This window comes from Brucella sp. 22210, assembly GCF_052045675.1.
Classification (GTDB): Bacteria; Pseudomonadota; Alphaproteobacteria; order Rhizobiales; family Rhizobiaceae; genus Brucella.
Window position 1 is genome coordinate 190,792 of the sequence record NZ_JBQEPD010000002.1, and the last position, 26,241, is coordinate 217,032.

Below are 26,241 nucleotides of genomic sequence, written 5' to 3' on the forward strand. Positions count from 1 at the left end.
ACCCAAGCTATGCTGCACGAATCAGTCGTATTCGTTGGAAACCATTGCTGGCGGCAATTCCTGTTTTAAATCAGGCCCGCCACTCATATTGCTAACAGTTGCCGGTTGTGCATCCAGTTCGAAGTCAGGCTTGACGCCCAGGAAGGATGCCGAGCGGCTGATGATTTCATAGACCATCGGCGCAGCATTGAAGCCCGCGGTCGCGCCGAATTTGCCCTGTTCCGGCTTCGGCTCATCGATGATGGTCAGCACGACATAGGCCGGATCTTCGATCGGGAATGAGGCAAGGAAGGCGTTAAAGCGCGAATCCTTCGAATAGCGACCGTGAACTACCTTTTCAGCCGTACCCGTCTTTCCGCCGACGCGATAGCCCGGAACCGCTGCGCGCTTGCCCGAACCGCCCGGAGCGGTGGCATTGAGGCGGTAGAGATAACGCATATCAGCAGAAACTTGTGGATGAACGACCTGCTTCTCTCCCAGAGCAACGGTCTCAGCCTGAGACCGCATCAGGAAGGTCGGGTTGAACAGCTTGCCGCCATTCATAAGTGCTGCCGCACCCACAGCCGTCTGAAGTGGGGTCGTCATCATACCGTGACCAAACGAGATGGTCATCGAATGAACCTTCTTCCAGACGCGCGGCTCGACCGGACGCGCCACTTCCGGCAGTTCCGTCTGCATGCGGTCGAGAAGACCCATCTTCTTGAGGAAGGCGCGATGGCCTTCGATACCAACGGCGTCGGCTTCGCGACCGGAGCCGATATTCGACGAGAAGATGAACACTTCCGGCAGCGTCAGCCAGCGGCCCTTGCCGTGGAAGTCGCGGATGCTCTGGCGACCGAACACCAGCGGACGTGTTGCATCGAGCTTCGACTGCAAGGTGAACTTGCCGGAATCGAGCGCCATCGCCGTGGTGAAGGTCTTGATGGTCGAGCCCATTTCGTAGGTGCCCGCCGACATGCGGTTGAGGCGGTCCTTGTCGAGGGCATTAACCGGGTTGTTCGGATCGAAATCCGGCACCGAAGCCATGGCGATCACTTCGCCGGTCTTGATGTTGAGAACGACGGCACCGGCGGCAATGGCGCGATAGCGTTCCATGGCCTTGACCAGAACGTCGCGCATGATGTGCTGCACACGAATATCGATGGACAGGCGCACCGGCTCAAGCGACTGACCGGTCGCAAGACCGGCAAGACGAAGATCGGTCAGACCCTGGCTGTCGATATATTTTTCCATACCGGCAATGCCCTGGTTATCGACATTGACCAGACCGAGAATGTGCGATGCGGTCGGGCCGCCCGGATAGAAGCGGCGCTTTTCGGTGCGGAAGCCGATGCCCGGCACGCCGAGCGCCATGATCTGGCTCTGCTGCTTCGGCGTCAGGCCGCGCTTGATCCAGACGAAGCCTGCACCGCTCTTGAGACGCTTATAGGTTGCTTCCCAATCCAGATCGGGCAGCACCGTAGACAGCATTTCGATGGTTTCATCCGGATCGACGATCTTGCGCGGTTCGGCATAAAGCGAAGCGGTGTTGATGTCAGTCGCGAGAATTTCACCGTTGCGATCCAGAATATCCGGACGCGAGGCGAGCTGATGCACCGCCGGGCCGGAAGCGTCTTCATCCTCACCGCCGATCATACCGAAATAAACGAGCTTGCCGCCAATCACGCCATAAATGCCAACGAAGCAGGCAATCGCCATCCACAAACGGTTGCGAGCGCGATTACCGTGCTTTTTACGGGACCCGACAAAAGCCATGTTGCCAGCCAGCTTTTCATCGCCGACCGGCTCCAGACCGTCCATCGCATTTTTGTTCTTCTTCTTCGAGAGACCGAGTTTCAGCCGCATGATCAGTGCTTTGCCCCGCTCTTCTTCTTGATGCTGCCGGTGGTGATCTTGTCCTGTTCGAGGACGCCGCTTGCGACCAGTTCATCCGTGCCGGAAATGATTTTCTGAATGTCGTCCAGCGGACGTTCCGGAATATCGGCAGCACTCAGGATAAGCTGCTCGGCCACGATCGGCTGCAGGTTGAGTTCTTTTTCATAGACGCCGGTCAGGCTTTGCAGGCGGCCCGGCTGCGTCATCAGCGCCCAGTCTGCCCGCAACAGCGTAATCGTATCGCGCTCGGAATTGATCTGGCGCGTCAGCTTGGCGATGACCGCGACCTGTTTTTCGGCGTCATACTTGATGGTGTAGGTGACAGCTGCTGCCACCAACATCGCCGCAATCATGATGAGATCAAAAGTACGCAGCACTCGTTCAACTCCGGCTCAGTTCATGCGTTTCAGGCAATTTGGGCAGCCCGAACAGCGAAAGATCATCTTCAAGCGGCGGATTTACAGTCCGCAGTCCGGCGCGCAACTTCGCCGAGCGCGCACGTGGATTGCTGGCTTCTTCCTCCGCCGTCGGCCCGACGGCACCTTTGACGGCGGGCGTAAAACTCGGATGACGCACATGCGTTTCGGGCATGTGTCGCGAACCCGCGCTACCGCCTGCGCGATCCGCGAAATAACGCTTTACCATGCGGTCTTCGAGCGAATGGAATGTCACCACCACCAGCCGTCCGCCGGGCTTCAAAACCTGTTCTGCTGCCAAAAGCGCACGGGCCAGTTCGCCCAGCTCGTCATTCACATAGATGCGTAGCGCCTGAAACACGCGTGTCGCGGGATGAATTGGCACTTTGGGGTTGCGCCCGACCAGCGATTCAATCGCATTGGCGAGATCAAGCGTGCGGCTGAAAGGCTGCGCCTCGCGGCGCTTCTCGATCATCCGTGCGATGCGCCCTGCATGACGCTCCTCGCCGAGGAAATTGAAGATACGCGCCAGATCGCCCATTTTCAGACGATTGACGACATCGGCAGCACTGGGGCCCTTGCTGGACATGCGCATGTCGAGCGGTCCGTCCTTCTGGAAGGAGAAGCCGCGCTCGGCTTCATCGATCTGCATCGACGAAACACCGATATCGAGCACAACGCCATCCACCTTGCTGCCTGCTCCCTTCACTTGCGCTACCGCTGAATCCAGCGCCGAAAACCGGCTTTCCACCAGATGCAGACGCCCCGGAAACTGCTTTTCCATGGCGCGTCCGGCTTCGATTGCCGTTGGATCGCGGTCAATCGCGATCACTTCGGCGCCCTCATCCAATATGCGACGGGTGTAGCCGCCTGCCCCGAAGGTGCCATCGACGATAACTTCGCCAGGCTGGGGCTTGAGAGCGTCAATCACCTCGGAAATCAACACCGGAACGTGACGGACTTCAGCCCCTTCGGCTTGAGATTTGTCTCCGCCGAGGCTCGCCATCATTCCGTTCCTTTCCCGGGAGTTGCCCCCGCTATCCTGTGTTCTGTCTGTGGATTCCGGCCTTTTCCCGTCATGGCGACGATCAGGCGGATTCGTTCGTCAGTTATCGGATATTAAGCTTAATGAAGCGTTATCCTTTACATCAGCGCACAGGAATATTGAGGGGAGTAAGGGAGTAAGGGAGTAAGGGAGTAAGGGAGTAAGGGAGTAAGGGAGTAAGGGAGTAAGGGAGTAAGGGAGTAAGGGAGTAAGGGAAGAGGATCGCGGGCGCTTGTTCAGCGCAAGCGATTTTTTCAGAGGCTCCGAGTTCCCACCCTATTCCCCTATTCCCCTATTCCCCTATTCCCCTATTCCCCTATTCCCCCACTGCCCTACCACTCCGGCCCACACGCCTATTGACGCATCACCCGTCTGCCATTATTAAATGCAAATAGTTTGCAAGTGCATATTGGTAATAAAGGTCTTTATAATGACACCCCATGGTGCGGGCCCGTCCGAAGGTCACGACGTCACCTTTGAAGGCTGGCGGCGGGATCGTGGCGAAGCCTCTATGTCCGATGTTCATCGCTCCGTGGCGGTCAACCGCTCCGGGTCGCGCTTTCGCAGGGCCATGGCTTTTGTCGGCCCCGGTTATCTTGTCGCCGTCGGCTATATGGACCCCGGCAATTGGGCGACCTCGCTCGCTGGCGGTTCCCGCTTCGGCTATGCGCTGCTGTCGGTCGTGCTTCTGTCCAATCTGATGGCTGTTTTGTTGCAGGCGCTGTGCACACGGCTTGCAATCGCCACCGGGCGCGATCTGGCGCAGGCCTGCCGCGACGCCTATCCACGCTTACTCGCCTGGCCGCTATGGCTTCTGGCGGAACTCGCAATCTGCGCCACCGATCTTGCCGAAGTTATCGGCACGGCCATCGGCCTTAATCTTCTGTTCGGCATTCCGCTCGAAATCGGTGTCATTATCACCGCCGCCGACGTGCTTCTGGTCCTCTATCTGCAAAACAAGGGCTTCCGCCGCGTCGAAGCGCTCATCATGACGCTTCTGGCCGTCATCGCGCTCTGCTTTCTGGTTCAGATCCTGATGGCGCAGCCGAAATGGAACGAGGTCATTCTCGGATTTGCGCCAACGGTCGAGATCATCCGCAACCCGGACATGCTTTATATAGCGCTCGGCATTATCGGCGCGACGGTCATGCCACATAATCTCTATCTGCATTCCGGCATCGTGCAGACGCGTGACTATGGGCACACCACCGCTGAAAAGCGCGAGGCCATTCGCTACTCGACGCTCGATTCCACCATCGCACTGACCTTCGCACTGCTGGTCAATGCGTCGATCCTGATCCTCGCGGCAGCCAGCTTCAACGCGACCGGCAATACCGGCGTGGAAGATCTCGACAAGGCCCATGCCTTGCTCAACCCGCTGCTCGGATCATCGCTTGCGCCGACGCTTTTCGCCATCGCGCTTCTGTGCTGCGGCCTGAATTCGACCATCACCGCCACCATGGCGGGCCAGATCGTCATGGAAGGCTTTATCCGCATCCGGCTGAAACCGTGGTTGCGCCGCGCCATCACGCGCTTTGTGGCCATTGTTCCCGCCGCTGTTGTCACAATCATGTACGGTTCGCAGGGCACGACAGAACTCCTGATCCTGTCGCAGGTGGTGCTGAGCCTGCAATTGCCCTTCGCGGTGATACCGCTGGTCATGTTCACCGCCGAAAAGAAGAAGATGGGATCGCTGGTCGCCCCGCGCTGGGTCACCCTTCTGGCAGCCATCACCGCCGTCATCATTGTCGTGCTGAACCTGAAGCTCATCTATGATTTCTTCAGCGGTGTCCCGATCTGATCCATCTGGAGCGCATCCCGAAAAGTGTGAAACGGTTTTCGGAAAAGATGCGCGTTAAAATAAAGGACCAGCGCAGCGCCTCCCAAGCAACCGCGCCGCACAAAGAAAAGCCCGGCTCAAAGCCGGGCTTTTTCTCATCTCGAATTAGTGTCAGCCGGTCTGTAAGCCGGGTTCTGTATGGCCGGGCTTTCGCCCGACGTGGCAGCCATTCATCTGGGACGGATGTCGCCACCCGCCTCTTGCAACCCACCCGGACGACTGATCCGGAAACCGATTGCCGGTCCTTGCGAACCGGCGCGCCGTCCCTATTCGGTCTTGCTCCCGGTGGGGTTTACCGTGCCGTCTCCATTGCTGCAGACGCGGTGGGCTCTTACCCCACCCTTTCACCCTTACCTCGTCATCCCTGTCGTTGCGTTTCGCTCAAAGCGTCTGAACAACGATACGGAAGACGAGGCGGTTTACTTTCTGTGGCACTATCCCTGGGGTCGCCCCCGCCGGGCGTTACCCGGCACCGTCTTTCCATGGAGCCCGGACTTTCCTCACCTGCCGCCTTTCGGCATATGACAAGTGCGGCTGCCCGACCGACTGACATCGCGTATAAATTCGCTTCTGTCCGAAAAAGCAACAAAAAAGCCGGTAGCAAAACCGCTACCGGCTTTTCGTTCACATCAAACGGCTTGAAACTCTACGCAACCGCCGACGTAAATTCTGGAGCGAACTCCGAAAGCGAAGCTTAAAGCCCGGCCATATATGCCCTCACCGAGCTGCAATATTTTGCAGAGATCGGGTTCATGCGCGTTGCGCCATGACCGGCATTGTATTTCAGGATCGTGCCGCAGGTGCTGCCGCCGCCGAGCTTCTGTGCCATGGCAAGATACTTCATGCCGTACTGAATGTTCGTGGCAGGTTCATAAAGGCCCTTGGCCGAGCCGGAGTAACCCATGGCACGTGCCGTCGAGAGCTTGATCTGCATCAGGCCGATTTCGCCTGCTGCGCCGCGCACATTCGGCTGGAAATTGCTTTCGTGGCGCACGACCGCATGAGCGAGCGAGGACGACACGCCATAGGTGGAAGCGTAGCGATTGATGATCTGCGAATAGCCGCCGCCCTTGGTCGAACGGCTGGAACCGCCAGACTTGGAACCCTTGCCCATAGGCGCGGCACGGTTGGTGATGACCGACACCCTTTTAACCGAAGTCTTTGCCTTATCGGCTTCAGCAACTTTGTTCTGCTGACGCGCCTTGAGAAGAGCTGCGAGGTTGGTTGGTTCACTTGCAGGGGCGCTAAGCGCCAGATTCAGGCCAAACGAACTCATCGCGCCAACAAGGGCGCTAACAATAACAAATTTTACTTTCATAACCTACCGTCTTGGAACGTTTCTTATGGGGGAGCGCCCGTCTTGGGGGGAGACGATCCCGTTTATCCAGGTCCCGTTCGGTATAGGCTCTCAAGGCCCATTTCCGCCGGGATTAATCGATGATCTGACGGGGAAATGCAGCCGAAGATTGGTTGCAAAAGTAAAATCGTCTTACAGGTTGTAACAAAACTGATTCAAACGGGCGCATTTAGACAGCCCACCGCGCAAGCAAGGTCGAAAAAGTGATTCGGCTAAATTTTTGAAAATTTGAACGAATTTCTAATTAAATTGCGAAAATCGTTCCGTTAACGCCGCTTGCTCAGGCGGTAACATTTTGTCGGGAAAAAATCAGTCTGTAGAGGGTATCTATGGTAGAAACATCGGCCACACCGTCTACATTTTGTGTCCGAAAGTGACGCTGAAATGCCTTAACCACGATTTCCGTGGCTTCATCAAAGATACCGGTAATCTCAATTCCATAGCCATAGAGCGCCAGCATGGACTGCAAGGCCTCCACCGGTTGCCCCTGCTCGCCCCGCGCCAGAAAGCGTCCGCCGCGGATCGGCGTCGGTTCGATGAAGTGGCCAATACCTGCTTCGTAAAGACGTTTCCACGGAAAGTTATGGCCCGGATCAGTTTTGCGCGCCGGTGCGATGTCCGAATGCGCCAGCACGTTTTCCGGAAGGATGGCATAGCGCTCGCATATATCGCGGCAAAGGCCGATAACCGCCTCAATCTGCTCGTCCTTGAACGGCGGATAGTCTTCCAGATTGCCCGGATTGACGATTTCAATGCCGATGGAAGCCGAATTGATGTCGGTCTCGCCCTTCCAGAAGCTCTTGCCTGCATGCCAGGCACGGGCCTTTTCCGATACCATCTGTGCCACCTGCCCGTCCTCGTGAACGAGATAGTGTGCCGAGACCTGCATCTCCGGTGATTTGAGAATGTCGACAGCCTCCTGCGCGGTCGCCAGCCCCGTATAATGCAGGATCAGATAGACGGGCGTCTTGCCGTCGCGACGCGGACCGAAATTCGGCGACGGATCGAGCGCAGCGCCCGCAAAATCGGCCTCTTCCAGCGCCAGTTCCGCCAATTCCTGATCCTGAACCTTGTCCTGCGTGTCGGTTGCGCCGCTGGTTTCCTGCATTACGCAGCCTCCAAATGCTTTTCTATGCTTGCCCAGGCAGCGTTTATGGCAGCAAGACGCGCATTGGCAATAGTGATGAATTCCAGCGGCAGACCTTCCGCGACCAGCCGGTCGGGGTGGTGCTGCTTGACCAGGGTTCGATAGCGGCTGCGCGCATCGTCGAACGAGACACCGCGCTCGAGGCCGAGAATGGCGTAAGGATCACCCTCGCCGCGCTGCACATGCCGTATCGCGATGCGGTCAAAGGCAACCTCGTCAAACCCGAATATGCCTGCAACCTCGGTCAGAAACGCCATTTCCTTCTCATGGACATAGCCATCGGCCTTGGCGATATGAAACAGCCCGTCGAGAATATCTTCCAGAAGATGGCACTCGCTCTGCCCTTCCTGACAGAGGCCGGCCAGTTGGCGGGCATAGCTTTCAAAGCCTGCCACATCCTGCTTGGCGAGATCGTAAAGCCGCGCCACATGAGCAGTTTCTTCCTGCGGCACCGCGAAGATATCCTGAAAGGCCCGTATCTCGTCCTGCGTCACGACACCGTCGGCTTTCGCCATTTTGGCGGACAGGGCGATCATGGCAATGGAGAACGCAACCCGCCTGCGCGTATCGGCATCGCCTTCAAAAACGGTGCGCACAGCCTCGATAACGCCTGTAATGGCGTTCGACGTCACTGACGCCACAAACTCACCGATGCGAACCCAAATCGACATGGTTCTGTTCTACAAAATTCCGTCGCTGCTGAAAACCGCCCGCATGAAGCGCAGTCGAAAAAACAATTATTTATATGCTCTTATCACCGGTCTGTGATGAGAAATGCGCCGGACCGAAAGATTATTGCGCTGATTACGCTCCAATCATCAAACCGAAGCGCTGATCCAGTTCAGTTTGATTGCACCGCGTTCTGGCGTTCAGTAAAAGAGCGTTGCGCTGTCGCGGCAGCCGCTTCCCCGGCTGCCTGAGCCTGTTCTTCATTCTGTCCGACCGCTTTTGCGGCGGATACGGCATTGGTGCGCGCCCGTTCAATGGCAGCGGCCTGTTCCTCAGGCGTATTCACACCGGCATTGTCACGCAAGGCCTTGACGAGATCCGGACCTTTTTTGTCCGATGCCCCTTCCGCCGGTGCGGCAGGCTGCGAAACAGCAGCTCCGTCCTGCGCCGGAGCAGCGGCCTTCTCGTCATTGCCCTTGCCGCAAGCAGCAAGCGCAACCAGAACAATGGCGGCAACGAAGAACAAGGTGTTACGGTTCATGATCAAAGCCATAGCCGAAGACAGCCTGCGTTTAAACACGGAAATCGCTTGCGCGCCGTCTTTCCCGTAAAATGCCGCGGGATCATTCATTCAATGCAAATCCTTCTGGGACAAATGGCGATCCAGTTTCCCGGACCGCCATTCGTATGACATTTATCATACGGGACTATGACAGCTCACCGGCTGCAACTTGCCCGCACTTGCTTGGTGCTAAATAACAAGCCAGCTTAATTAGCAGGTGCGCTACCTGTACCGCCTGTACCCGTTCCCGGAGTAGCCGGAGCCGGCGTTGCGGGCGTGGTCGTCGTATCATTGTTCGAAGGTGCGGCAGGCGCAGCCGGTGCCGGTGCGGGAGCGTTGCTGGCGCCGTCATCCTTCTTCTCATTGCAGGCGGCAAGGCCCAGAAGCGACACGGCGGCAACAGACGTAATCAGAAACTTCTTCATATTGTCTCTCCTTCCTAGCGTGGGTCTGCTCGTTGCGAGCTTATCCCTGTTGAGCATGGCGCAATTTGCGCAGAACACCCCTCTGCTCTCTTCGTAGCTTTCTTCGTGTTCGGCCGGCTCCTTACCGGTCGACCACTTTTGCGGTTGGATCAGGCACAGAAGTCCTGTCGATACCCACCGTCACAGAAGAAAACGGCAGCGACGAGGAAAGGTTCTCTCAAATAGTCTTACCGTCCGTAATAAAACGCCAAGATTGCAGGCACTTACTCGCGCATTTCGCTGTCAGAAAGCGGTCATTAATCCGTCAATCCCCTGTCATGCCCCGGTGTTTAACTTTTTGAAACCAAGCGCGGGATTCGTCCCAAAGGGGAATTTTATGGCCGAACAATCAGCTGACGGTACCATTCTGAAGCGTGCAGTAACCCAGAACCATGCGCTGTCCCGCGCGGGCTTTTCGGAAAGATTGTTCGCCTGGCTCTTCAAGGGGCTGGTCTATCCGCAGATCTGGGAAGACCCCGATGTGGACATGACAGCACTCGCCATTCAGCCCGGACATCGCATCGTCACCATCGCGTCCGGCGGCTGCAACGCCTTGTCCTATCTCACCGCCGATCCGGCCCGCGTCGAAGCCGTGGACCTCAACGAGGCCCATGTCGCCTTCAATCGGCTGAAACTCGCGGCGCTCAAGAACCTGCCCGATTACAGCGCCTTCTACCGCTTCTACGGCAAGGCAGACGACAAGACCAATCTTGCCGCCTACAAGCGCTTCGTGCGTCCGCATCTCGATGCCGAAAGCCGCGCTTACTGGGAAAAGCGCAAATGGAACGGTCGCCAGCGCATTTCGATCTTCTGGCGCGACCTCTATCGTCACGGCCTGCTGGGTGTGTTCATCGGCATGGGGCATCGCGTGGCGCGCCTCTACGGCATCGACCCGCGCGACATCCTCAAGTCGCGCACCATGGAAGAACAGCGCAGCTTCTTCGATACGGCGCTGGCGCCTCTGTTCGAAAAGCGCATGGTGCGCTGGGCGACGGCGCGTAAATCCTCACTGTTCGGCCTCGGCATCCCGCCCCAGCAATATGACGCACTCGCCACCGCCGGAAACGGCAACATGGCCGAAGTGCTGCGCAGCCGCCTCGAGAAACTCGCTTGCGGCTTTCCGCTGACGGAAAACTACTTCGCCTGGCAGGCTTTCGGGCGCGGCTATAGCGGCGATGAGGAAACCGGCCCGCTGCCGCCTTATCTGTCACGCGCCAATTTCGAAACGGTGCGCGCCCGCGCCGACCGCATGACCGTCCAGAACGCCAATTACACCGACTTTCTGGCTGCGAAGCCTGCTGCATCGGTGGATCGCTATATCCTTCTCGACGCGCAGGACTGGATGAACGACAGCCAGCTGAATGCCGTCTGGACCGAAATCACACGCACTGCCGCACCGGGCGCTCGCGTGATTTTCCGTACCGCCGCCGAACCGAGCCTGCTGCCGGGTCGCGTTGAGCCGGAGATCCTCGACCGCTGGGAATATCGCGCCGAAGAATCCCGCGCTTTGCACGACCGCGACCGCTCGTCGATCTATGGCGGCTTTCACCTCTATGTCCTGAAGGACGCCTGACATGCTGCAAAGCCCGGAAGGAAGCCGTGCGAGCGCACAAGGCAATGGTCAGGGTGCAAGCCATGCGTGTTTGATGGACAAGGTTTACCGCCATCAGCGCCATTTCTATGATGCGACCCGCAAATATTACCTTCTGGGTCGCGACCAGATGATCGCGACACTCCATGTGCCGGATGGCGGCAGCGTTCTGGAAATCGGCTGCGGCACCGGTCGCAACCTCGTCAAAACGGCGCAGCACTACCCCGATGCGAAACTTTACGGCATCGATATTTCAGCAGAAATGCTGGATACGGCCCGCAGCGCCGCCAGACGTGCGGGGATCGAAAGCCGTACTGAGCTTGAGCTCGCAGATGCAGCGCAGTTCGATCCCGAGCAGCTTTTCCGTCAAACCGGCTTCGACCGCATCTTCATTTCCTATGCCATCTCGATGATCCCGCAATGGCAATCGGTCATTCGCGAAAGCATCCGGCATCTCGGACCGGAGGGCGAACTGCATGTCGTCGATTTCGGTGATCAAGGCCGCCTGCCCGGATGGTTCAAACGTAGCCTCTATACATGGCTCGACTGGTTCCATGTGACGCCGCGTCAGGACATGTTCGCCGTGTGTGAACGGCTTGCAGCCGAGCGCGGCCTGTCGGTGGAACGCCACGTGCTTTATCGCGGCTTTGCGTGGATCGCCGTTATTCGCGCTTCTGCTTAAAATTAGGAGCAAGAACAGCACTGGGCTGATGACGACCGGTCGCGGATCGCGTAACCGTTGTAGGGACTGATTCGCGACACCGGAAACCCTGCATGAAACGTCTCATGAGCCGTCTGGCCAGCCGCAATTTTCTTGGCACCTGCTTTGCCTCCTGCATGGGCGCCGTTCTGCTTTCAGCCTGTACGACGGTGGATTACGATTTTTCTGATGTGAAAAAGCACGGCACGGTCGCCCGCATTCCGCCGCCATCGGGATCAGTGAAGGCGCCACGCTTCGGCGATCGCGATCCGCATGACTGGACCGGCAAGACGCCGTGGCACTATCCGATCCACGGCACCGACGTTTCAAAATACCAGGTCAACACCGACTGGAGCGCCGTGCGCGCCAGCGGCATCTCCTTTGCCTTCATCAAGGCGACCGAGGGCGGCGACCGTGTGGACGACCGTTTTACCGAGCATTGGAATGGCACACGCGAGGCGGGCATTCCCCGCAGCGCCTATCATTTCTATTATTTCTGCCGTCCGGCCATTGAACAGGCCCGCTGGTATATCCAGAATGTGCCGCGCGATCCTTCCGCGCTGCCGCCGGTTCTCGATATGGAATGGAACCCGCAATCGCCAACCTGCAAATTGCGGCCCAATGCGGCGGTTGTGCGCAAGGAAATGCGTATCTTCCTTGCAGCGCTTGAAAAGCATTATGGCAAGCGCCCGATCATCTACACAACCGTCGATTTCTTCGACGACAATGATCTGCGTCAGATACCGGATTATCCATTCTGGTTGCGCTCGGTCGCCGGTCATCCGGATGAGAAATACGGCCCGCATCCGTGGACGTTCTGGCAATATACCGGCACGGGCGTCATTCCGGGCATCAAGGGCGATGCAGACATCAATGTCTTCGCGGGCGACGCCGCCACGTGGAAAAAGTGGCTGGAAAGCAACAAGGCCCGTTAAGACGGGCCTGTTTGACCGCACACATCAAGTTTTGCTTCATTTCCATGGCTTGTTGGGGCAATAGCTTTAGCAATCCTTGGAAGGGACCTGTTGCTCCCTGCAAAACGAGTGTGAGTTACCGATGAAGTTTGTTGCTTCCATCATGACAGCCGCCCTGCTCGCTTCGACCGCAGTGTCGAATGCACAGACTGCCAATACCTCTCCGGCGCCTGCGGCTCCGACCGAAACTGCCGTCAACGCACCCAAGCCCGAATGCGAAACCGATCTTGGCCAGTGGATCGAAAATCTGGCCAAGGAAGCGCGTGAAGCCGGTGTCGGCGAAAAGGGCATCAGCGAGCTGCACAAGGCATCGCTTGAGCAGAAGGTGCTCGACCGGGATCGCAAGCAGACTGTCTTCAATCTGACCTTCACCGAATTTTCCAAGCGCCTCATTTCGGAAGCGCGCCTGAAAAAAGGCCAGGAAAATCTGGTCAAACATGCCGATGTCTTCAAGAAAGTTGAAGAAACCTACGGCGTGCCGGGTCCGGTTCTCGCCGCCTTCTGGGGCCTTGAAACCGATTACGGCGCGATTCAGGGTGATTTCGACACGCTGAACGCGCTCGTCACCCTTTCCTATGACTGCCGCCGTCCGGATCTCTTCCGTCCGCAGCTGATCGCACTGCTCAAGCTGTTCGACACGGGCGTTGTCGATGCCAGCACGACCGGTGCTTGGGCCGGTGAAATCGGCATGATGCAGCTGCTGCCCAAGGATTATCTGGAGCGCGGCGTCGATGGTGACGGCGACGGCAAGGTCGATCTGAAGAACAGCGTTCCCGACGCCATGATGACCGCCGGTCGCATGATTTCCGAACTCGGCTGGAAGCGCGGCCAACCATGGCTAGAAGAAGTGCGCATCACCAAGGATCTGCCTTGGGAAGAAGCCATCCGCACCAATCGCAAGCCGCATTCCTGGTGGGCTGAGCAGGGTGTGACCGGCCTGAATGGCCCACTCGGACCGGATGACGGCGATGCCTCGCTGCTGCTGCCGCTTGGCCGCAAGGGCCCGGCCTTCCTGTCCTATTCGAATTTCGACGTCTTCGTCGAATGGAACAAATCCATCGTCTACGCGACGACCGCCGCCTATTTTGCGACGCGCCTTGCCGGTGCGCCTGCATTCGATCCCGGCAATCCGATTCCGGGTCTGACGCAGGAGCAGATGAAGGAGCTGCAAACGAAGCTTCAGGCACGCGGCTATGATATGGGCGCGAAGATCGACGGCGTTTACGGTCTCCTGACCCGCGATGCCGTGCGCGCCGAACAGATGCGGCTTGGCATGCCAGCCGATTCCTGGCCCACCCAGGAGCTTCTGGACAAGCTCTAAGCACATCATAAGGCGCGGGATCATCCCCGCGCCTTTTCCTATTCTGCTCTCACCACGAATGCCTGTTTCATGCTCACTACCCTGCTCGTTGTCCTGCCCGTATTTGCGCTCATTTTTTCCGGATGGGGCGCGTTCAAGCTGAAAATACTGGGACCACACGCCATTGCAGAGCTGAACCGCTTCGTGGTCTATCTGGCGCTGCCTGCGCTTTTGTTCGACATCATGGCCAATACGCATGGCAGCGAACTCTGGCAGCCGGGCTTCATCGCCGTCTTCCTGCTGAGCAGCGCCATCGCCTTCGTCCTGCCCTTTCTGGTGCGGTTGCGCGGAAAGCTGCCGCTTGCCGATACCGCACTCGACGGCCTCAATGCCGCCTATCCCAATACGGGCTATATGGGCATTCCGCTGTCGATGATCGCTTTCGGCTCCGGCGTTCTGGCCGCAACCACCATCTCGATCATCATCACCGTTTGCGTCACTTTCGCCTTTGCGATCGTGCTGATCGAAATCGGCCTGCAAACCGAGAAAAAGCCGTTTCATCTCGTCTGGAAAGTCGTCCGCTCGCTCATTCGCAATCCACTGCTGTTTGCACCAGCACTTGGAGCGATCTTCTCCTTCCTCGGGCTGACGATCCCCGCCCCTGCCGAAACTTTTCTGAAAATGCTCGGAGGCGCAGCATCGCCTTGCGCGCTTGTGGCGCTTGGCCTGTTCCTCGCGCAGTCGCGCAAGGTCGAACGCGAAAGCGTCAACGCCATTGCCTTCCTCGTCTCGGTCAAGCTGATCGTCCAACCGCTCGCCACATGGCTGCTTGCGGTCTATGTCTTCGGACTGCCGCCGCTCATGGCGGAAAGCGCCGCCCTTCTCGCTGCCTTGCCGACGGGCACCGGCCCTTTCATGCTCGCCGAACATTATCGGCGTGAGGCGGCCATCACCTCCAATGTCATTCTCTATTCGACGGTCATTTCCGTGGTGACTCTGTCGGCGTTTCTCGCCCTGATCCGCTGACGAAAAAGCGGGGTATCGCTGCAAACAGCCTGTGGGAATTGTGGCGATTACCCCGTAAATCCTGTCAGTTCTGTGTCTTTTTCATGAAATGTGAACAGATTTTTCAGGTCAGAAATTTCAATAACTTAGGTGGTAAACAGAAGGTTTTTTTCACAATCACGCCAAGTTGCAGCACGAAATCTTCTTTTGTTCTCGGCTTTTTGCGCTTAGATTCCACTCTCTACCAGCGCGCGCCGGACGCTTGTCTGGCGCATATGAAGGAGACAGACCGATGGGACTGACACGATCTTTGAATGTCCTCATGATCTGTGCAGCATTTGCATTTGTTGCAGCGTTGATAGCAGGCGTCATACCGTAAAGCAGACGCATCAGACGATTACGGCGACACAGGTTTCGAGGATAGACCGGTCTCGCAAGAAACAGAAAGCCCGCCGAAATGGCGGGCTTTTTTCTTGGTCATGCAAGGATCTTATGCAGGCTCCAAGGCCGCTTCGGTCTTCGGGCGAATGCCGATCATATGGCAGATCGCATAAGGCAGATCGGCGCGGTTCATCGTATAAAAATGGAAATCCTGCACGCCGCGCTCGATCAGATCCATGACCTGTTCGGCGGCAATGGCCGCAGCCACCAGCTGATGCGTCTGCGGGTCGTTTTCCAGCCCGTCGAAGCGTTCTGCGAGCCAAGCGGGAATATGCGTCGCGGAACGAGCGCAGAAATTCTTGACCTGCTTGAAATTATGCACCGGCAAAACGCCCGGAACGATCGGGATATAAATCCCAGCCCGGCGCACGCGCTCGACATAACGCTCATAAAGATCGTTTTCGAAAAAGAACTGCGTGATGGCGCGCGTTGCGCCAGCGTCCACCTTGCGCTTCAGCATGTCGATATCGGTCGCGAAATCGGGGCTTTCCGGGTGCTTTTCCGGATAGGCCGAAACCGAAATATCGAAATCCGAAATCTGGCGCAGGCCGCCGACCAGATCAGCGCCATTCAGATAGCCGCCGGTTGTCGGCACATATTTTTCGCCAATGCCCGCAGCCGGATCCCCGCGCAGGGCCACGAAACGGTTGACGCCGAGATCGGCGAACTCGCGCACTACGCGGTCGACTTCCTCACGCGTTGCATCCACACAGGTCAGATGCGCCGCAGGCTGGATATCGGTTTCCTTCAGAATGCGCGCAACGGTGCGGATTGTACGCTCACGCGTCGAGCCGCCCGCACCATAGGTGACGGACACGAATTCCGGTTGCAAAGGCGCCAGCCGTGTGACCGTTTCCCAGAGGCGCTGTTCCATCTCTTCCGACTTAGGCGGAAAGAATTCGAACGATACCCGGGTGGTCTGGCCGACATCCGGTCGGCGGGAAAGACCATAAAAACCCATCACACTGTCTCCGTCATGCTTGATTCATTCGTTGCCGGATCGGCAATGAGAAGACGCGGATCGCGTGCAAGCCAAAGCTTGACGGTCAGTCCCTCATCGCCGCTTGCGCCCTTCGGGGTCAGCTCCAGCGTCTTTTCAGGCTCAAGGCCCGCTTCCTTCATCCAGCCCAGCATCTGCTCGTCGCTGAAGCCAAGGCGCAAATGCGCATGGTCTTCGCGCAGGAATTCGAGCGTATGCGGCGCAAAATCGACGATCAGCAAACGACCATTCGGGCGCAGCGCCCGCGCGCCTTCGCGGATCGCCGAAAGCGGATCGTCCAGAAAGTGTAGCACCTGATGGATCGTCACCAGATCGAAGCTCTCGCGTTCGACCGGCAGCGCATAAACATCGCCCTGGCGCACCTGCGCATTGCCGATGGCCGCAAGATCGAGATTGGCACGGGCGACAGCCAGCATATCGCGATTGATGTCGATGCCAAGACCGCGCGCATAAAGCGGCGCGAACAGCTCCAGCAAGCGCCCGGTGCCGGTTCCGACATCGAGCATGGCTTGAAACGGCTTTTCGCCGACGATTTTCTTGAGTGCGGTTTCAACCGCATTCTCCGAAACATGCAGCTTGCGGATTTCGCCCCAGCTACCGGCATTGGCGCTGAAATAGGCCGCTGCCTTTTCCTGACGGCTGGACTTGACCTGTGAAAGTCGCTCCAGATCGCGCTCGACCAGCGCATCGGAACGGTCGAGACGCGCCAGCAAGCCACGCGCCAGATCACCACAGATTGCGTTATCCGCCAGCCGGAAATAGGCCCATGCCCCTTCCTGATAGCGGTCGATGAGATCGGCTTCGCCCAATAGCTTGAGATGGCGCGACACGCGCGGCTGCGACTGGCCGAGAATGGTCGTCAGATCGGAAACCGTCAGGTCACCCCGCACCAGAAGCGCCAGAATGCGCAGACGGCTTGGCTCTGCCACTGCCTTCAACACATCCACCATCTGATCGAGTTGCAATTGCAAACCGGCCATATCTTCAGCTCTTCCGTTGGGTGCGCAACCCACGCTGCGCTTAAAAACATATAAAGATATGTTTATATGGAAAGGCATTCCTATGCAAGCGCTTTTCATGGCAGAATGAATCGAGCTGGGGATTCGTTCACAGCGAATGCAGAAAAGGAAAGCGCCATGCGTGCGAGCACTATGCGTCAGAAGGCAATCGCCAAATCGCTCACATTGCTGCTTCCGGCGGCTCCCTATTCAGATTCCGAGCCGATCAGAGCGGCGGCTCTCGCCCCGCATATGAAGACACTGCCGCCATCCACAGCGGTATGGCTTGCCGCCGTGGCGCATGTGCGCCATGCCCATACCGATTACGACACGCTGCGCGATGACGGATACGACAAGGATTCCGCCCGCTTCTTCGTGCTCGACGCAATCAATTCAAAGCTGACGGAATGGCGTGCAACACGGCTTTTGTCGCCGGAAGACGACGAAGCGGTGGAGATGTGAAAACGCCGCCCGGAGGCGGCGTTTGATCGTAGAGGCTTAGGGCCGTTTAATCGACAGACCCATGTCCTTGCAGATAGCCGTGCTTGCGCGGGTTCGGCATGAAGATGCTGACCGCGAAGACGATGACCATCATGATGGTCACGTACCAGAAGAAGCCGCTTTCCATGCCCTGCTGCTTGAACCACAGCGCGACATATTCCGCCGTGCCGCCAAAGATCGCATTGGCGATAGCGTAGGAGAAACCGACGCCGAGTGCGCGCACTTCCGCCGGGAAAAGCTCGGCTTTCACGATACCGCTGATGGAGGTGTACATGCTCACCACGGCCAGCGCGATCACGATATAGATGAAGGCCATGGTCGAGCTTTGCACCGAGCCAATCAGCGTCATCAAAGGGATCGTCGTGAGGATCGAAATACCGCCGAAGCCGATCATCATGGTCTTGCGACCGACCTTGTCGGACAGCGCGCCGAACAGCGGCTGCATGAGCATATAGGCCAGCAGCACGAAGGTCATCGTTTCACTGGCGGTTTCCTTGCTCATACCGGCCGTGTTGACCAGATATTTCTGCATATAGGTGGTGAAGGTATAGAAGGCGAGCGAACCGCCTGCCGTGAAACCGACAACAACCAGAAACGCCTTGCGGTGATGCTTCCAGATGGTGGCGAAGCTGCCGGCAGCCTTGCTGCTGCGGGTTTCTTCTGTGGTGGTTTCATGCAGCGTGCGGCGCAGAAAGAGCGCCACGATGGCCGCAAGACCGCCGATTGCGAACGGGATGCGCCAGCCCCAGGAATGAAGCTGCTCGGATGTGAGCATGAACTGGAGGAGCACAATTACCAGCACGGCCAGAAGCTGGCCGCCGATCAGCGTGACATACTGAAACGACGAGAAGAAGCCGCGACGGCCTGCAAGCGCCACTTCACTCATATAGGTCGCGGTCGTGCCATATTCGCCGCCGACCGAAAGGCCCTGCAACAGACGCACGATCAGCAACAGCACCGGAGCCAGCACGCCAATCGACGCATAAGTCGGCAGAATAGCGATGGCAAACGAGCCGAAACACATCATGGTGACAGAAATCAGCATCGATGTGCGACGGCCCAGCTTGTCGGCGATACGGCCAAACAACCAGCCGCCGATCGGACGCATCAGAAAGCCTGCCGCGAAAATCGCAGCCGCGTTCAAAAGCTGACTGGTCTGATCCTCAGCGGGGAAAAACTGTGACGCGAAATAAAGCGCACCAAACGAATAAACATAGAAATCATACCATTCGACCAGATTACCCGAGGCACTGGCCACAATCGCATAGACACGACGGCGCGTATCGTGGGCGTCATGCGCCGCTTCGACCTCGCCATTGGCATCCTCATGCGTTCCTGCATTGCTCATGTTAAAAACTCCCAAAAGCGGATTCTGCTACCCACATCGAACGACAGCGATAATGTTGGATGACGCAACGTTATAAGGATGCTCGCTAATTTAGCGCAGGTCCAGAATGCGACCAGACCATAGGTGCAAAATCGTTTGCATGCAATCTATTGACTTATAAGCAATAGCAAAGCGGGCGATGGCAATTCAACCGCCACCGCCCACCACAGTTCTTTGAAATAATTGGAAAAATTCTAGATCAACCCGACCATCGACACGGAGAGCATCAATCACATCCCCGTGTAGTGACCGGTTTCGGCATGATTATCGCTTCTGAACAACCATGAAGATACGCGGGAATCGAAGCAGCACCTTGCCGTCGCGAGTCGTCGGATAATGCGGCGCGATACGCTCCTTATAGGCTGCGAGATAGGCCGCCTGCTCGTCGGCATCCAGCGGATCGAGGAATGGTCGAAGGCCGGTGCCCTTGAGCCACTCCACGATTGCATCGTCACTGGCGAGCGGATGATTGTAGATCGTGTGCCAGATATCAATCCGCGCCGCGTCGGCGACCAAGGCATCGTAATAGGTGGCGACGGGCGGCAAAGGCCCCCTGCCCGTCTTGCCGATCTTGGCTGCAAAAGGCTCAGTCTTGGCAACATCGCGCATCCCGACATGGGTTTGCTCGCCCATATTATCTGGCATCTGGATCGCCAGAAATGCGCCGGGTTGCAGCAAGGACAAAAGCCGCTGCAACTGCTCGATATGATCGGGCAACCACTGGAAGACGGCGTTGGAGAACAACACGTCCGTTTCGGCATCCGGCTCGAAACTGGCGGCATCGCTGATGAAGAACTCAACATCCGGCAGACGGGCCTTCGCCTTGTCGATCATATCGGGCGACGTATCGAAACCCGAGATCTGCGCGTCCGGCCAGCGCTCCACGAGAAGCTCGGTCGAATTGCCGGGTCCACAGCCGATATCCACCACCTTGCGCGGCGCTGTCAGGGGTATCTGTGCCAGAAGATCGCGCGCCGGGCGGCTGCGTTCATCTTCAAACTTCAGATACTGTTTTGCGGACCAGTCTTTCATCGTCTTTCCTTTCATCAAATGAAAAGGCCGGTGCGATGCACCGGCCTTGGAAGTCATTATCGGGTAAGCGGCTTATACGTCACCCGCTTCGGGTTGACGCTTTCCGGTCCGAGACGACGGACCTTGTCCGCCTCATAGTCTTCGAAGTTGCCTTCGAACCACTCAACATGGCTGTCGCCTTCGAAAGCGAGGATATGCGTCGCCAGGCGATCGAGGAACATGCGATCGTGGCTGATGATAACAGCGCAGCCAGCGTATTTTTCGAGCGCATCTTCGAGCGCTGCCAGCGTTTCCGTATCAAGATCGTTGGTCGGTTCGTCGAGGAGCAGAACGTTGCCGCCTGCCTGGAGCATCTTGGCAAGATGCACGCGGTTGCGCTGACCACCGGAAAGATTGCCAACCTTGGCCTGCTGATCGCCGCCCTTGAAGTTGAACGCGCCGCAATAAGCGCGCGAGTTCATTTCAAACTTGCCGAGCTTGATGATGTCGTTGCCGCCGGAGATTTCTTCCCAGACATTCTTGTTCGGGTCGAGGTGATCGCGGCTCTGATCGACGTAGCCAAGATGCACGGTATCGCCGATGCGGATCGAACCCGAATCCGGCTTTTCCTGACCGGTGATCATCTTGAACAGCGTCGACTTACCGGCGCCGTTCGGGCCGATAACACCAACAATACCGCCTGGAGGCAGCTTGAAGGTCAGATTTTCAATGAGCATACGGTCGCCAAACGACTTGGTCAGACCTTCCGCTTCAATAACCACCTGGCCGAGACGCTCGCCTGCCGGGATCAGAATCTGGGCATCGCCCGGACGCTGGTTTTCCGCAGCTTCAACCAGCTGATCGTAAGCCTTGATACGGGCTTTCGACTTCGCCTGACGTGCCTTGGGGCTTGCGGCGATCCACTGGCGCTCGCGTTCAAGAGCTTTCTGACGCGAATCTTCTTCACGTCCTTCCTGAATCATACGCTTGGCCTTGGCTTCGAGATAAGCCGAGTAGTTGCCTTCGTAAGGAATGCCACGACCGCGGTCGAGTTCGAGAATCCAGCCGGTCACATTGTCGAGGAAGTAGCGATCGTGCGTGATGAGCAGGACGGCGCCCTGATATTCGCGCAGATGCTTTTCCAGCCAAGCGGTGGTTTCAGCGTCAAGGTGGTTGGTTGGTTCGTCGAGCAGCAGCAGGTCAGGCTTCGAAAGCAGCAGCTTGCAAAGTGCAACGCGGCGACGCTCACCGCCCGAAAGCTTGGTGACATCGGCATCGGCTGGCGGGCAGCGCAACGCTTCCATCGCCATTTCAACCTGACTTTCCAGATCCCAGAGGTTCTGGCTGTCGATGACGTCTTGAAGCGCCGCACCTTCGTCGGCGGTTTCATCAGAATAGTTCATCATCAGCTCGTTGTAACGCTCAAGAATGGCGGTCTTCGCAGCCACACCTTCCATAACGTTGCCGAGCACAGTCTTTTCTGGGTCGAGATGCGGTTCCTGCGCGAGATAACCACAGGTGGCACCGTCGGCGAGCCACGCTTCGCCGGTATATTCCTTGTCGAGACCGGCCATGATCTTGAGGATCGTCGACTTACCGGCGCCGTTGGGGCCGAGAATACCGATCTTCGCGTCTGGATAGAATGACAGATGAAGGTTTTCGATAACCTTCTTGGCGCCGTATGCCTTGTTCAGGCCGGACATATGATAAATGAATTGGCGTGCCATAAAGCGCGTCGTCTCCACGGGTTGGAAAGCGCGGGTGGGTTCGAATGAAGCCGAACCGCGCGGAAATTGCTGACGCGTATGTAGGCCAAATAAAGAGCGGACGCAAACGCCATCGCGTAAAACATAAATGACGGGCAAGGCATTGCCCGAAGAAGCACGCGCTTGAAAATTTGAGCTTAAAAGAATGAAACCGGGCGCGGATATTTCCGTCACCCGGTTTCCCCTCTGGCCACCGTCCGCGAAAGTTTCCTCCCTTTCATCGGACGGCCTGCAAATGATGGCTTGGATTTCTCTAAATGACGCCCTTTATGTCCGTCAAAGCCCCTGTATTTCCCCGTTGAGCGTAGATTTGCCCAGCTTTTCACGCATTTCAAGCAGAATTTGCACAAAAAACGCTTTTGCCTAAAATTCGCTCATACAACGTTGTCATGCCTCTTTTAATGCCGCGCTCAACGGGGGAATTGACTATTTGCGCGGCATAAAATCAGATGGCGAAATGTCGTTTGAAACCATACATCACATCTCCCTGTCCGACGCGACACAACTGCCGTTTCGAAGCGCGCTTGCCGATGCGCCACGGGCAGTCGTTCAAATCTGCCACGGCCTTGCGGAACATTCCGCGCGCTATGGCCGGTTTGCCAAAGCGCTCGCAGAGGCTGGCTATCACGTCTATGCCCATGACCACCGTGGCCATGGCATGAATATCGGCGCTCATGCGCCGAGAGGAATGTTTTCACAAAAGCAAGGCCATGATGTGGCCATCAACGATGTTCTGGCACTGAACCGCCACATTCACCAACAGCATCCCAGCTTGCCGGTGGTTCTGTTTGGACACTCAATGGGCGGCCTGATTACCCTGAACTATGTGCTCGACCATGCCGACACGGTGGATGCCGCTGCAATCTGGAATGCCAATTTTGACGGCGGCCTTGAAGCCAAAGCCGCTGCGGCGCTTCTTTATATAGAGCGCATGCTGAAAGGGTCGGATGTTCCAAGCAGCCTGTTGCCGAAACTGACCTTCCGCGCCTGGGGCCGCGCCATCCCCGGCCATCGCACTCCGTTCGACTGGCTGTCACGCGATCCGGCGGAGGTCGAGGCCTATGTCGCCGATCCACTCTGCGGCTTCGACGCCACCGTATCGCTGTGGCTCGATCTCGTGCACATGACCGCGCGCGGTGCGGATGATCGCAACTTCAGCAAGATGCCGCGCAGCCTGCCCTTTCATCTGGTCGGCGGCAGCGAAGATCCCGCTACCGCCAAGGGAGCCGCCATCTCCAGACTGGCGGCACGCATGCAGCGCATGGGGTTCACGCGCGTGACCTGCCTGATCCTCGCAGAAACCCGCCATGAAAGCCTCAACGACATTAATCGGAACGAAGTGACGCAGAAATTTCTGGATTGGCTGGCGGAGACCCTTCCGTCTCCGTCGAAGTCCGGCTAAGAAACGGCGGTATTCTCTTCTATTTGGCTTGGCTCACGATTTCTTGAAGCATCTTGGCTTCTTCGGGTATTCAGTGCTAGAGCATCGGCCCCGAAAGTGATTATCGGTTTCGGGAAAAGCCGATGTTGAAAAAATTAGCCGCGGCTTGCGCGATATCGGGCCTCCAGACATCGAAAATGGAGCCTGCGCTTGAAGAATAGCGCAAGGAACGAAGGAACACTCTGCGTGGAAACACCGACAATCTCCGTGGTCATCCCCTGCCGTAACGAGGCGGACAATCTGGCCTTTCTGCTGGATGAAGTGGATTCCGCGATGCAGGGTCGCGCCTATGAAGTGATTGTCGTCGATGACGGCTCGACGGACTCGACAAGCGACGTGATTGCCCGACGCATCCATGCAGGCAAGCCGCTACGCCATTTGCGCCATGACCGTTCATCCGGCCAGAGTGCGGCAGTGCGTTCCGGTGTTTTTGCCGCGCGCGGCAATGTTGTTGTTACCATGGATGGTGACGGCCAGAACGATCCGGCCTATCTGCCGATGCTGGTCGATGCGCTCGTCGAAGCTGGTGAAGGCTATGGCATCGCCGCCGGCCAGCGCCTGAAACGCACCGACACCAAGCTAAAGCAATTGTCGTCGCGCTTTGCCAATAATCTGCGCGGCGCGATCCTGAAGGACAAGACGCGCGATTCCGGTTGCGGCCTCAAGGCACTGCATACCGATCTGTTCCGTCAGCTGCCTTTCTTCGACGGCTGGCACCGCTATCTGCCATCGCTGGCACTGCGCGAAGGTTTCGATGTCGTGCATGTGGACGTGGTCGACCGCGAACGCCGCCATGGCAAATCCAATTACGGCATTCTCGATCGCGGACTGCGCGGCATTCTCGATCTTTATGGTGTCTGGTGGCTGCGCAAGCGCCGCAAGGTTGTGCCGCGCGTGACGGAGATTACCCATGACTGATATTTTCAACAGCCTGTCGCATTGGCTGCACGAAGTCTTCGTCGCTCAGTGGGATGGCTGGATCGTGCTTGGCTTCATCGCGCAGGCCTGTTTCACCATGCGTTTTGTCGTGCAGTGGCTGGCATCTGAGAAGGCCAAGAAAAGCGTCATGCCGGTGGCATTCTGGTTCTTTTCGCTGTTTGGCGGCGCATTGCTGCTGATCTATGCGATCCAGCGCAAGGACCCTGTCTTCATCGCGGGACAGGGCCTCGGCCTCGTTGTCTATGTCCGCAATCTCTGGCTGATCGCCAACGAGAAGAAGCAGATCACAGCAAGCGAATAAAGCGCTGCCCGTAGCAGATCAAAAAAGTGCGTCAGAACTATTCCGTCCTGACGCACTCATTTTCTAAAAACCTATCCGACAATCAGACCTTTACGGTACGGCCCACCGAACGATAATCGAGGCCGGTGCCTGCGATATCTTCAGCCTTGTAGACATTGCGCAGGTCGATCAGAACTTTTCCAGCCATGGCCATTGCAACACGCTTGAGATCGAGCGCCCGATAGGCGTTCCATTCGGTCAGAAGCGCGACCACGCCAGCGCCTTCCGCCGCCTCATAGGCCGAGCTGCACCATATCACACCCGGCAGAACAGCCTTGGCTGCATCCATGGCTTCCGGATCGTGCGCCCGCACGGAAAGCCCTGCCTTCTGGATTGCACTCACAATGTCCAATGCCGGAGACTCGCGAATATCATCGGTGTTCGGCTTGAACGCGATGCCGAGCACCGCGACCGTCTTTGCGCCACTTTCCTTGGCAGCGGCAACAATCCGTTCCGCCATTGACTGCTTGCGCGTTTCGTTGATGGCGATCACTTCCTCGATCAGCGACTGCGGAGCATCATAGCGCTTGCCGGTTGCTGCAAAGGCGCGTGTATCCTTCGGGAAGCAGGAGCCGCCAAAGCCCGGACCAGCATGCAGGAATTTCGAACCGATGCGGTTATCCATCCCGATGGCGCGGGCAACTTCCTGCACATTGCCGCCGGTCTTCTCGCACAGATCCGCGACCTGATTGATGAAGGTCACCTTCATGGCCAGAAATGCATTGGCTGCATATTTGATGATCTCGGCATTTTCGAGCGATGTCACGACCATCGGCGTTTCACGCAGATAAAGCGGACGATAGAGGCGCTGCATCGCGGCCTTACCGCTTTCGTCCTCTACACCGACCACCACGCGGTCCGGCCGCATGAAATCCTCGATCGCCGAGCCTTCACGCAGGAATTCCGGATTGGAAACCATGGAAAAGGCCACACCCGGCCGTGCTGCCGCAATGCGGTCGCGGATGCGCGCATTGGTGCCAACCACCACCGTGGACTTGATGACGACGACAGCGCCCGGCTTCATCGCCGCAGCAATCTCGTCGGCTGCCGCTTCGATATATTGCAGGTCGGCCTCGCCGTCGCCGCGTCGGGATGGTGTGCCCACCGCAATGAAAATCACATCCGCATCGGCAACGCTCGATGCAAGATCGGTGCTGAAATCCAGCCGTCCGTCACGAATATTGCGGGTCAGGAGTTCATCGAGACCCGGCTCGAAAATGGTGACCTTGCCCGCCTCAAGCCGTTCGATGATCGACGGGTTCTTGTCGACGCAGGTGACGTGAAAGCCGAATTCGGCAAAACACACGCCCGAAACCAGACCCACATAGCCCGTTCCGATCATCGCCAGCTTCATATGTTCAGTCCTTCAGTTTAATTAGGCCGATCTGCCTGAGGAGATTCCGGTTATGGCCTGCCGAAAATGGTGGGGTTTGAGAACCGGCGCGCAGCCTACTTAATGTATGTGAGCACCG

Annotated in this window: 23 protein-coding genes, 1 other RNA gene and 1 pseudogene; 10 read left to right on the forward strand and 15 right to left on the reverse strand. The window is 57.5% G+C overall.

The window, feature by feature from the left end:
• Positions 1-21: 21 nt before the first annotated feature.
• Genes ACTJKP_RS03810 through rsmH form a run of 3 tightly spaced genes read right to left on the reverse strand, consistent with a single transcriptional unit; the run spans position 22 to position 3,300 of the window.
• On the reverse strand, positions 22-1,845 hold the full coding sequence (locus tag ACTJKP_RS03810; protein ID WP_078339416.1) for a peptidoglycan D,D-transpeptidase FtsI family protein: 1,824 nt from the start codon (positions 1,843-1,845) through the stop codon (positions 22-24).
• A 2-nt stretch (positions 1,846-1,847) separates the two neighbouring features.
• Positions 1,848-2,252: a cell division protein FtsL gene (gene ftsL / locus ACTJKP_RS03815; protein WP_078339417.1), complete on the reverse strand. Its 405-nt coding sequence runs from the start codon at positions 2,250-2,252 to the stop codon at positions 1,848-1,850.
• 4 nt (positions 2,253-2,256) lie between these two features.
• On the reverse strand, positions 2,257-3,300 hold the full coding sequence (rsmH, locus tag ACTJKP_RS03820) for a 16S rRNA (cytosine(1402)-N(4))-methyltransferase RsmH (RefSeq protein WP_440629747.1): 1,044 nt from the start codon (positions 3,298-3,300) through the stop codon (positions 2,257-2,259).
• A 466-nt stretch (positions 3,301-3,766) separates the two neighbouring features.
• Here rsmH and ACTJKP_RS03825 point away from each other — a divergent pair, with 466 nt between their 5' ends.
• A complete protein-coding gene (locus ACTJKP_RS03825; protein WP_440629748.1) occupies positions 3,767-5,137 on the forward strand; it encodes an Nramp family divalent metal transporter in 1,371 nt (456 codons plus the stop codon).
• Positions 5,138-5,283: 146 nt separating this feature from the next.
• Here the strand turns inward: ACTJKP_RS03825 and rnpB are convergent.
• From rnpB to ACTJKP_RS03855, 6 genes and pseudogenes are all read right to left on the reverse strand, one after another.
• Positions 5,284-5,726: RNase P RNA component class A (gene rnpB, locus ACTJKP_RS03830), an RNA gene on the reverse strand.
• A gap of 144 nt (positions 5,727-5,870) precedes the next feature.
• Positions 5,871-6,494 carry a lytic transglycosylase domain-containing protein gene (locus tag ACTJKP_RS03835; protein ID WP_440629749.1) on the reverse strand — a complete coding sequence of 208 codons (624 nt, stop codon included), beginning with the start codon at positions 6,492-6,494 and terminating at the stop codon, positions 5,871-5,873.
• A 319-nt stretch (positions 6,495-6,813) separates the two neighbouring features.
• Positions 6,814-7,641, reverse strand: coding sequence for an N-acetylmuramoyl-L-alanine amidase (locus ACTJKP_RS03840; protein ID WP_440629750.1), 828 nt, complete (start codon positions 7,639-7,641; stop codon positions 6,814-6,816).
• On the reverse strand, positions 7,641-8,351 hold the full coding sequence (locus ACTJKP_RS03845) for a J domain-containing protein (RefSeq protein ID WP_078338669.1): 711 nt from the start codon (positions 8,349-8,351) through the stop codon (positions 7,641-7,643). The genes ACTJKP_RS03840 and ACTJKP_RS03845 overlap by 1 nt, the downstream gene beginning before the upstream one ends.
• Before the next feature lie 170 nt (positions 8,352-8,521).
• Positions 8,522-8,976 (reverse strand): annotated as a pseudogene (locus tag ACTJKP_RS03850) (antifreeze protein).
• Between the two features lie 141 nt (positions 8,977-9,117).
• Positions 9,118-9,336, reverse strand: a complete 219-nt coding sequence (locus ACTJKP_RS03855) for a hypothetical protein (RefSeq protein WP_113534689.1) — start codon at positions 9,334-9,336, stop codon at positions 9,118-9,120.
• A 376-nt stretch (positions 9,337-9,712) separates the two neighbouring features.
• Between ACTJKP_RS03855 and ACTJKP_RS03860 the strand changes: the two genes are divergently transcribed.
• From ACTJKP_RS03860 to ACTJKP_RS03880, 5 genes are all read left to right on the forward strand, one after another.
• Positions 9,713-10,948 (forward strand): DUF3419 family protein, encoded by a 1,236-nt coding sequence (locus ACTJKP_RS03860; RefSeq protein WP_440629751.1) that lies wholly within the window; start codon positions 9,713-9,715, stop codon positions 10,946-10,948.
• Position 10,949: 1 nt separating this feature from the next.
• Positions 10,950-11,648 carry a class I SAM-dependent methyltransferase gene (locus tag ACTJKP_RS03865; RefSeq protein ID WP_440629752.1) on the forward strand — a complete coding sequence of 233 codons (699 nt, stop codon included), beginning with the start codon at positions 10,950-10,952 and terminating at the stop codon, positions 11,646-11,648.
• Between the two features lie 104 nt (positions 11,649-11,752).
• Entirely contained in the window at positions 11,753-12,601 is an 849-nt protein-coding gene (locus tag ACTJKP_RS03870; protein ID WP_440629878.1) for a glycoside hydrolase family 25 protein, read from the forward strand.
• Between the two features lie 121 nt (positions 12,602-12,722).
• On the forward strand, positions 12,723-13,961 hold the full coding sequence (locus ACTJKP_RS03875) for a lytic murein transglycosylase (protein ID WP_078338673.1): 1,239 nt from the start codon (positions 12,723-12,725) through the stop codon (positions 13,959-13,961).
• Positions 13,962-14,030: 69 nt separating this feature from the next.
• Positions 14,031-14,966, forward strand: a complete 936-nt coding sequence (locus tag ACTJKP_RS03880; protein WP_078338674.1) for an AEC family transporter — start codon at positions 14,031-14,033, stop codon at positions 14,964-14,966.
• A 469-nt stretch (positions 14,967-15,435) separates the two neighbouring features.
• On the opposite strand, the gene metF is transcribed toward ACTJKP_RS03880, so the two are convergent.
• Both metF and ACTJKP_RS03890 read right to left on the reverse strand, forming a co-directional pair.
• A complete protein-coding gene (gene metF, locus ACTJKP_RS03885) occupies positions 15,436-16,347 on the reverse strand; it encodes a methylenetetrahydrofolate reductase [NAD(P)H] (protein WP_440629753.1) in 912 nt (303 codons plus the stop codon).
• Positions 16,347-17,366, reverse strand: coding sequence for an ArsR/SmtB family transcription factor (locus ACTJKP_RS03890; RefSeq protein ID WP_440629754.1), 1,020 nt, complete (start codon positions 17,364-17,366; stop codon positions 16,347-16,349). Before ACTJKP_RS03890 ends, metF begins: the two co-directional genes overlap by 1 nt.
• A 156-nt stretch (positions 17,367-17,522) precedes the next feature.
• On the opposite strand from ACTJKP_RS03890, the gene ACTJKP_RS03895 reads away from it, so the two are divergent.
• Positions 17,523-17,846, forward strand: coding sequence for a DUF2293 domain-containing protein (locus ACTJKP_RS03895; protein ID WP_440629755.1), 324 nt, complete (start codon positions 17,523-17,525; stop codon positions 17,844-17,846).
• A 46-nt stretch (positions 17,847-17,892) separates the two neighbouring features.
• Here ACTJKP_RS03895 and ACTJKP_RS03900 read toward each other — a convergent pair whose 3' ends face one another.
• The 3 genes from ACTJKP_RS03900 to ettA all read right to left on the reverse strand — a co-directional run bounded on the left by ACTJKP_RS03900 (position 17,893) and on the right by ettA (position 22,010).
• Complete coding sequence (locus ACTJKP_RS03900; protein WP_440629756.1) at positions 17,893-19,233, reverse strand: MFS family transporter; 1,341 nt, start codon at positions 19,231-19,233, stop codon at positions 17,893-17,895.
• A gap of 303 nt (positions 19,234-19,536) precedes the next feature.
• Positions 19,537-20,304: a trans-aconitate 2-methyltransferase gene (gene tam, locus ACTJKP_RS03905; RefSeq protein WP_078338677.1), complete on the reverse strand. Its 768-nt coding sequence runs from the start codon at positions 20,302-20,304 to the stop codon at positions 19,537-19,539.
• A gap of 56 nt (positions 20,305-20,360) precedes the next feature.
• On the reverse strand, positions 20,361-22,010 hold the full coding sequence (ettA, locus tag ACTJKP_RS03910; protein WP_078338864.1) for an energy-dependent translational throttle protein EttA: 1,650 nt from the start codon (positions 22,008-22,010) through the stop codon (positions 20,361-20,363).
• A 496-nt stretch (positions 22,011-22,506) separates the two neighbouring features.
• Here ettA and ACTJKP_RS03915 point away from each other — a divergent pair, with 496 nt between their 5' ends.
• From ACTJKP_RS03915 to ACTJKP_RS03925, 3 genes are all read left to right on the forward strand, one after another.
• Positions 22,507-23,451, forward strand: a complete 945-nt coding sequence (locus ACTJKP_RS03915; protein WP_440629757.1) for an alpha/beta fold hydrolase — start codon at positions 22,507-22,509, stop codon at positions 23,449-23,451.
• Positions 23,452-23,676: 225 nt separating this feature from the next.
• Positions 23,677-24,408 (forward strand): glycosyltransferase family 2 protein, encoded by a 732-nt coding sequence (locus ACTJKP_RS03920; protein ID WP_078338679.1) that lies wholly within the window; start codon positions 23,677-23,679, stop codon positions 24,406-24,408.
• A complete protein-coding gene (locus ACTJKP_RS03925; RefSeq protein WP_078338680.1) occupies positions 24,401-24,730 on the forward strand; it encodes a lipid-A-disaccharide synthase N-terminal domain-containing protein in 330 nt (109 codons plus the stop codon). The genes ACTJKP_RS03920 and ACTJKP_RS03925 overlap by 8 nt, the downstream gene beginning before the upstream one ends.
• 82 nt (positions 24,731-24,812) lie before the next feature.
• Here ACTJKP_RS03925 and ACTJKP_RS03930 read toward each other — a convergent pair whose 3' ends face one another.
• The gene (locus tag ACTJKP_RS03930; RefSeq protein WP_440629758.1) at positions 24,813-26,123 is read right to left on the reverse strand and encodes a UDP-glucose dehydrogenase family protein; all 1,311 of its coding nucleotides are present in this window, start codon (positions 26,121-26,123) and stop codon (positions 24,813-24,815) included.
• Positions 26,124-26,241: the final 118 nt, after the last annotated feature.

Excerpts from the sequence above, each read along its gene's own strand:
- ACTJKP_RS03865 (WP_440629752.1), top strand. The coding sequence starts at position 10,950 with ATGCTGCAAAGCCCGGAAGGAAGCCGTGCGAGCGCACAAGGCAATGGT.
- ACTJKP_RS03880 (WP_078338674.1), top strand. The coding sequence starts at position 14,031 with ATGCTCACTACCCTGCTCGTTGTCCTGCCCGTATTTGCGCTCATTTTT.
- ACTJKP_RS03825 (WP_440629748.1), top strand. The coding sequence starts at position 3,767 with ATGACACCCCATGGTGCGGGCCCGTCCGAAGGTCACGACGTCACCTTT.
- tam (WP_078338677.1), bottom strand. The coding sequence starts at position 20,304 with ATGAAAGACTGGTCCGCAAAACAGTATCTGAAGTTTGAAGATGAACGC.
- ACTJKP_RS03900 (WP_440629756.1), bottom strand. The coding sequence starts at position 19,233 with ATGAGCAATGCAGGAACGCATGAGGATGCCAATGGCGAGGTCGAAGCG.
- ACTJKP_RS03925 (WP_078338680.1), top strand. The coding sequence starts at position 24,401 with ATGACTGATATTTTCAACAGCCTGTCGCATTGGCTGCACGAAGTCTTC.
- ACTJKP_RS03870 (WP_440629878.1), top strand. The coding sequence starts at position 11,753 with ATGAGCCGTCTGGCCAGCCGCAATTTTCTTGGCACCTGCTTTGCCTCC.
- ACTJKP_RS03845 (WP_078338669.1), bottom strand. The coding sequence starts at position 8,351 with ATGTCGATTTGGGTTCGCATCGGTGAGTTTGTGGCGTCAGTGACGTCG.
- ACTJKP_RS03875 (WP_078338673.1), top strand. The coding sequence starts at position 12,723 with ATGAAGTTTGTTGCTTCCATCATGACAGCCGCCCTGCTCGCTTCGACC.
- ACTJKP_RS03890 (WP_440629754.1), bottom strand. The coding sequence starts at position 17,366 with ATGGCCGGTTTGCAATTGCAACTCGATCAGATGGTGGATGTGTTGAAG.
- ACTJKP_RS03810 (WP_078339416.1), bottom strand. The coding sequence starts at position 1,845 with ATGCGGCTGAAACTCGGTCTCTCGAAGAAGAAGAACAAAAATGCGATG.
- ACTJKP_RS03860 (WP_440629751.1), top strand. The coding sequence starts at position 9,713 with ATGGCCGAACAATCAGCTGACGGTACCATTCTGAAGCGTGCAGTAACC.
- rsmH (WP_440629747.1), bottom strand. The coding sequence starts at position 3,300 with ATGATGGCGAGCCTCGGCGGAGACAAATCTCAAGCCGAAGGGGCTGAA.
- ACTJKP_RS03895 (WP_440629755.1), top strand. The coding sequence starts at position 17,523 with ATGCGTGCGAGCACTATGCGTCAGAAGGCAATCGCCAAATCGCTCACA.
- ACTJKP_RS03930 (WP_440629758.1), bottom strand. The coding sequence starts at position 26,123 with ATGAAGCTGGCGATGATCGGAACGGGCTATGTGGGTCTGGTTTCGGGC.
- ACTJKP_RS03915 (WP_440629757.1), top strand. The coding sequence starts at position 22,507 with ATGTCGTTTGAAACCATACATCACATCTCCCTGTCCGACGCGACACAA.
- ACTJKP_RS03840 (WP_440629750.1), bottom strand. The coding sequence starts at position 7,641 with ATGCAGGAAACCAGCGGCGCAACCGACACGCAGGACAAGGTTCAGGAT.
- ACTJKP_RS03855 (WP_113534689.1), bottom strand. The coding sequence starts at position 9,336 with ATGAAGAAGTTTCTGATTACGTCTGTTGCCGCCGTGTCGCTTCTGGGC.
- ACTJKP_RS03835 (WP_440629749.1), bottom strand. The coding sequence starts at position 6,494 with ATGAAAGTAAAATTTGTTATTGTTAGCGCCCTTGTTGGCGCGATGAGT.
- ettA (WP_078338864.1), bottom strand. The coding sequence starts at position 22,010 with ATGGCACGCCAATTCATTTATCATATGTCCGGCCTGAACAAGGCATAC.
- metF (WP_440629753.1), bottom strand. The coding sequence starts at position 16,347 with ATGGGTTTTTATGGTCTTTCCCGCCGACCGGATGTCGGCCAGACCACC.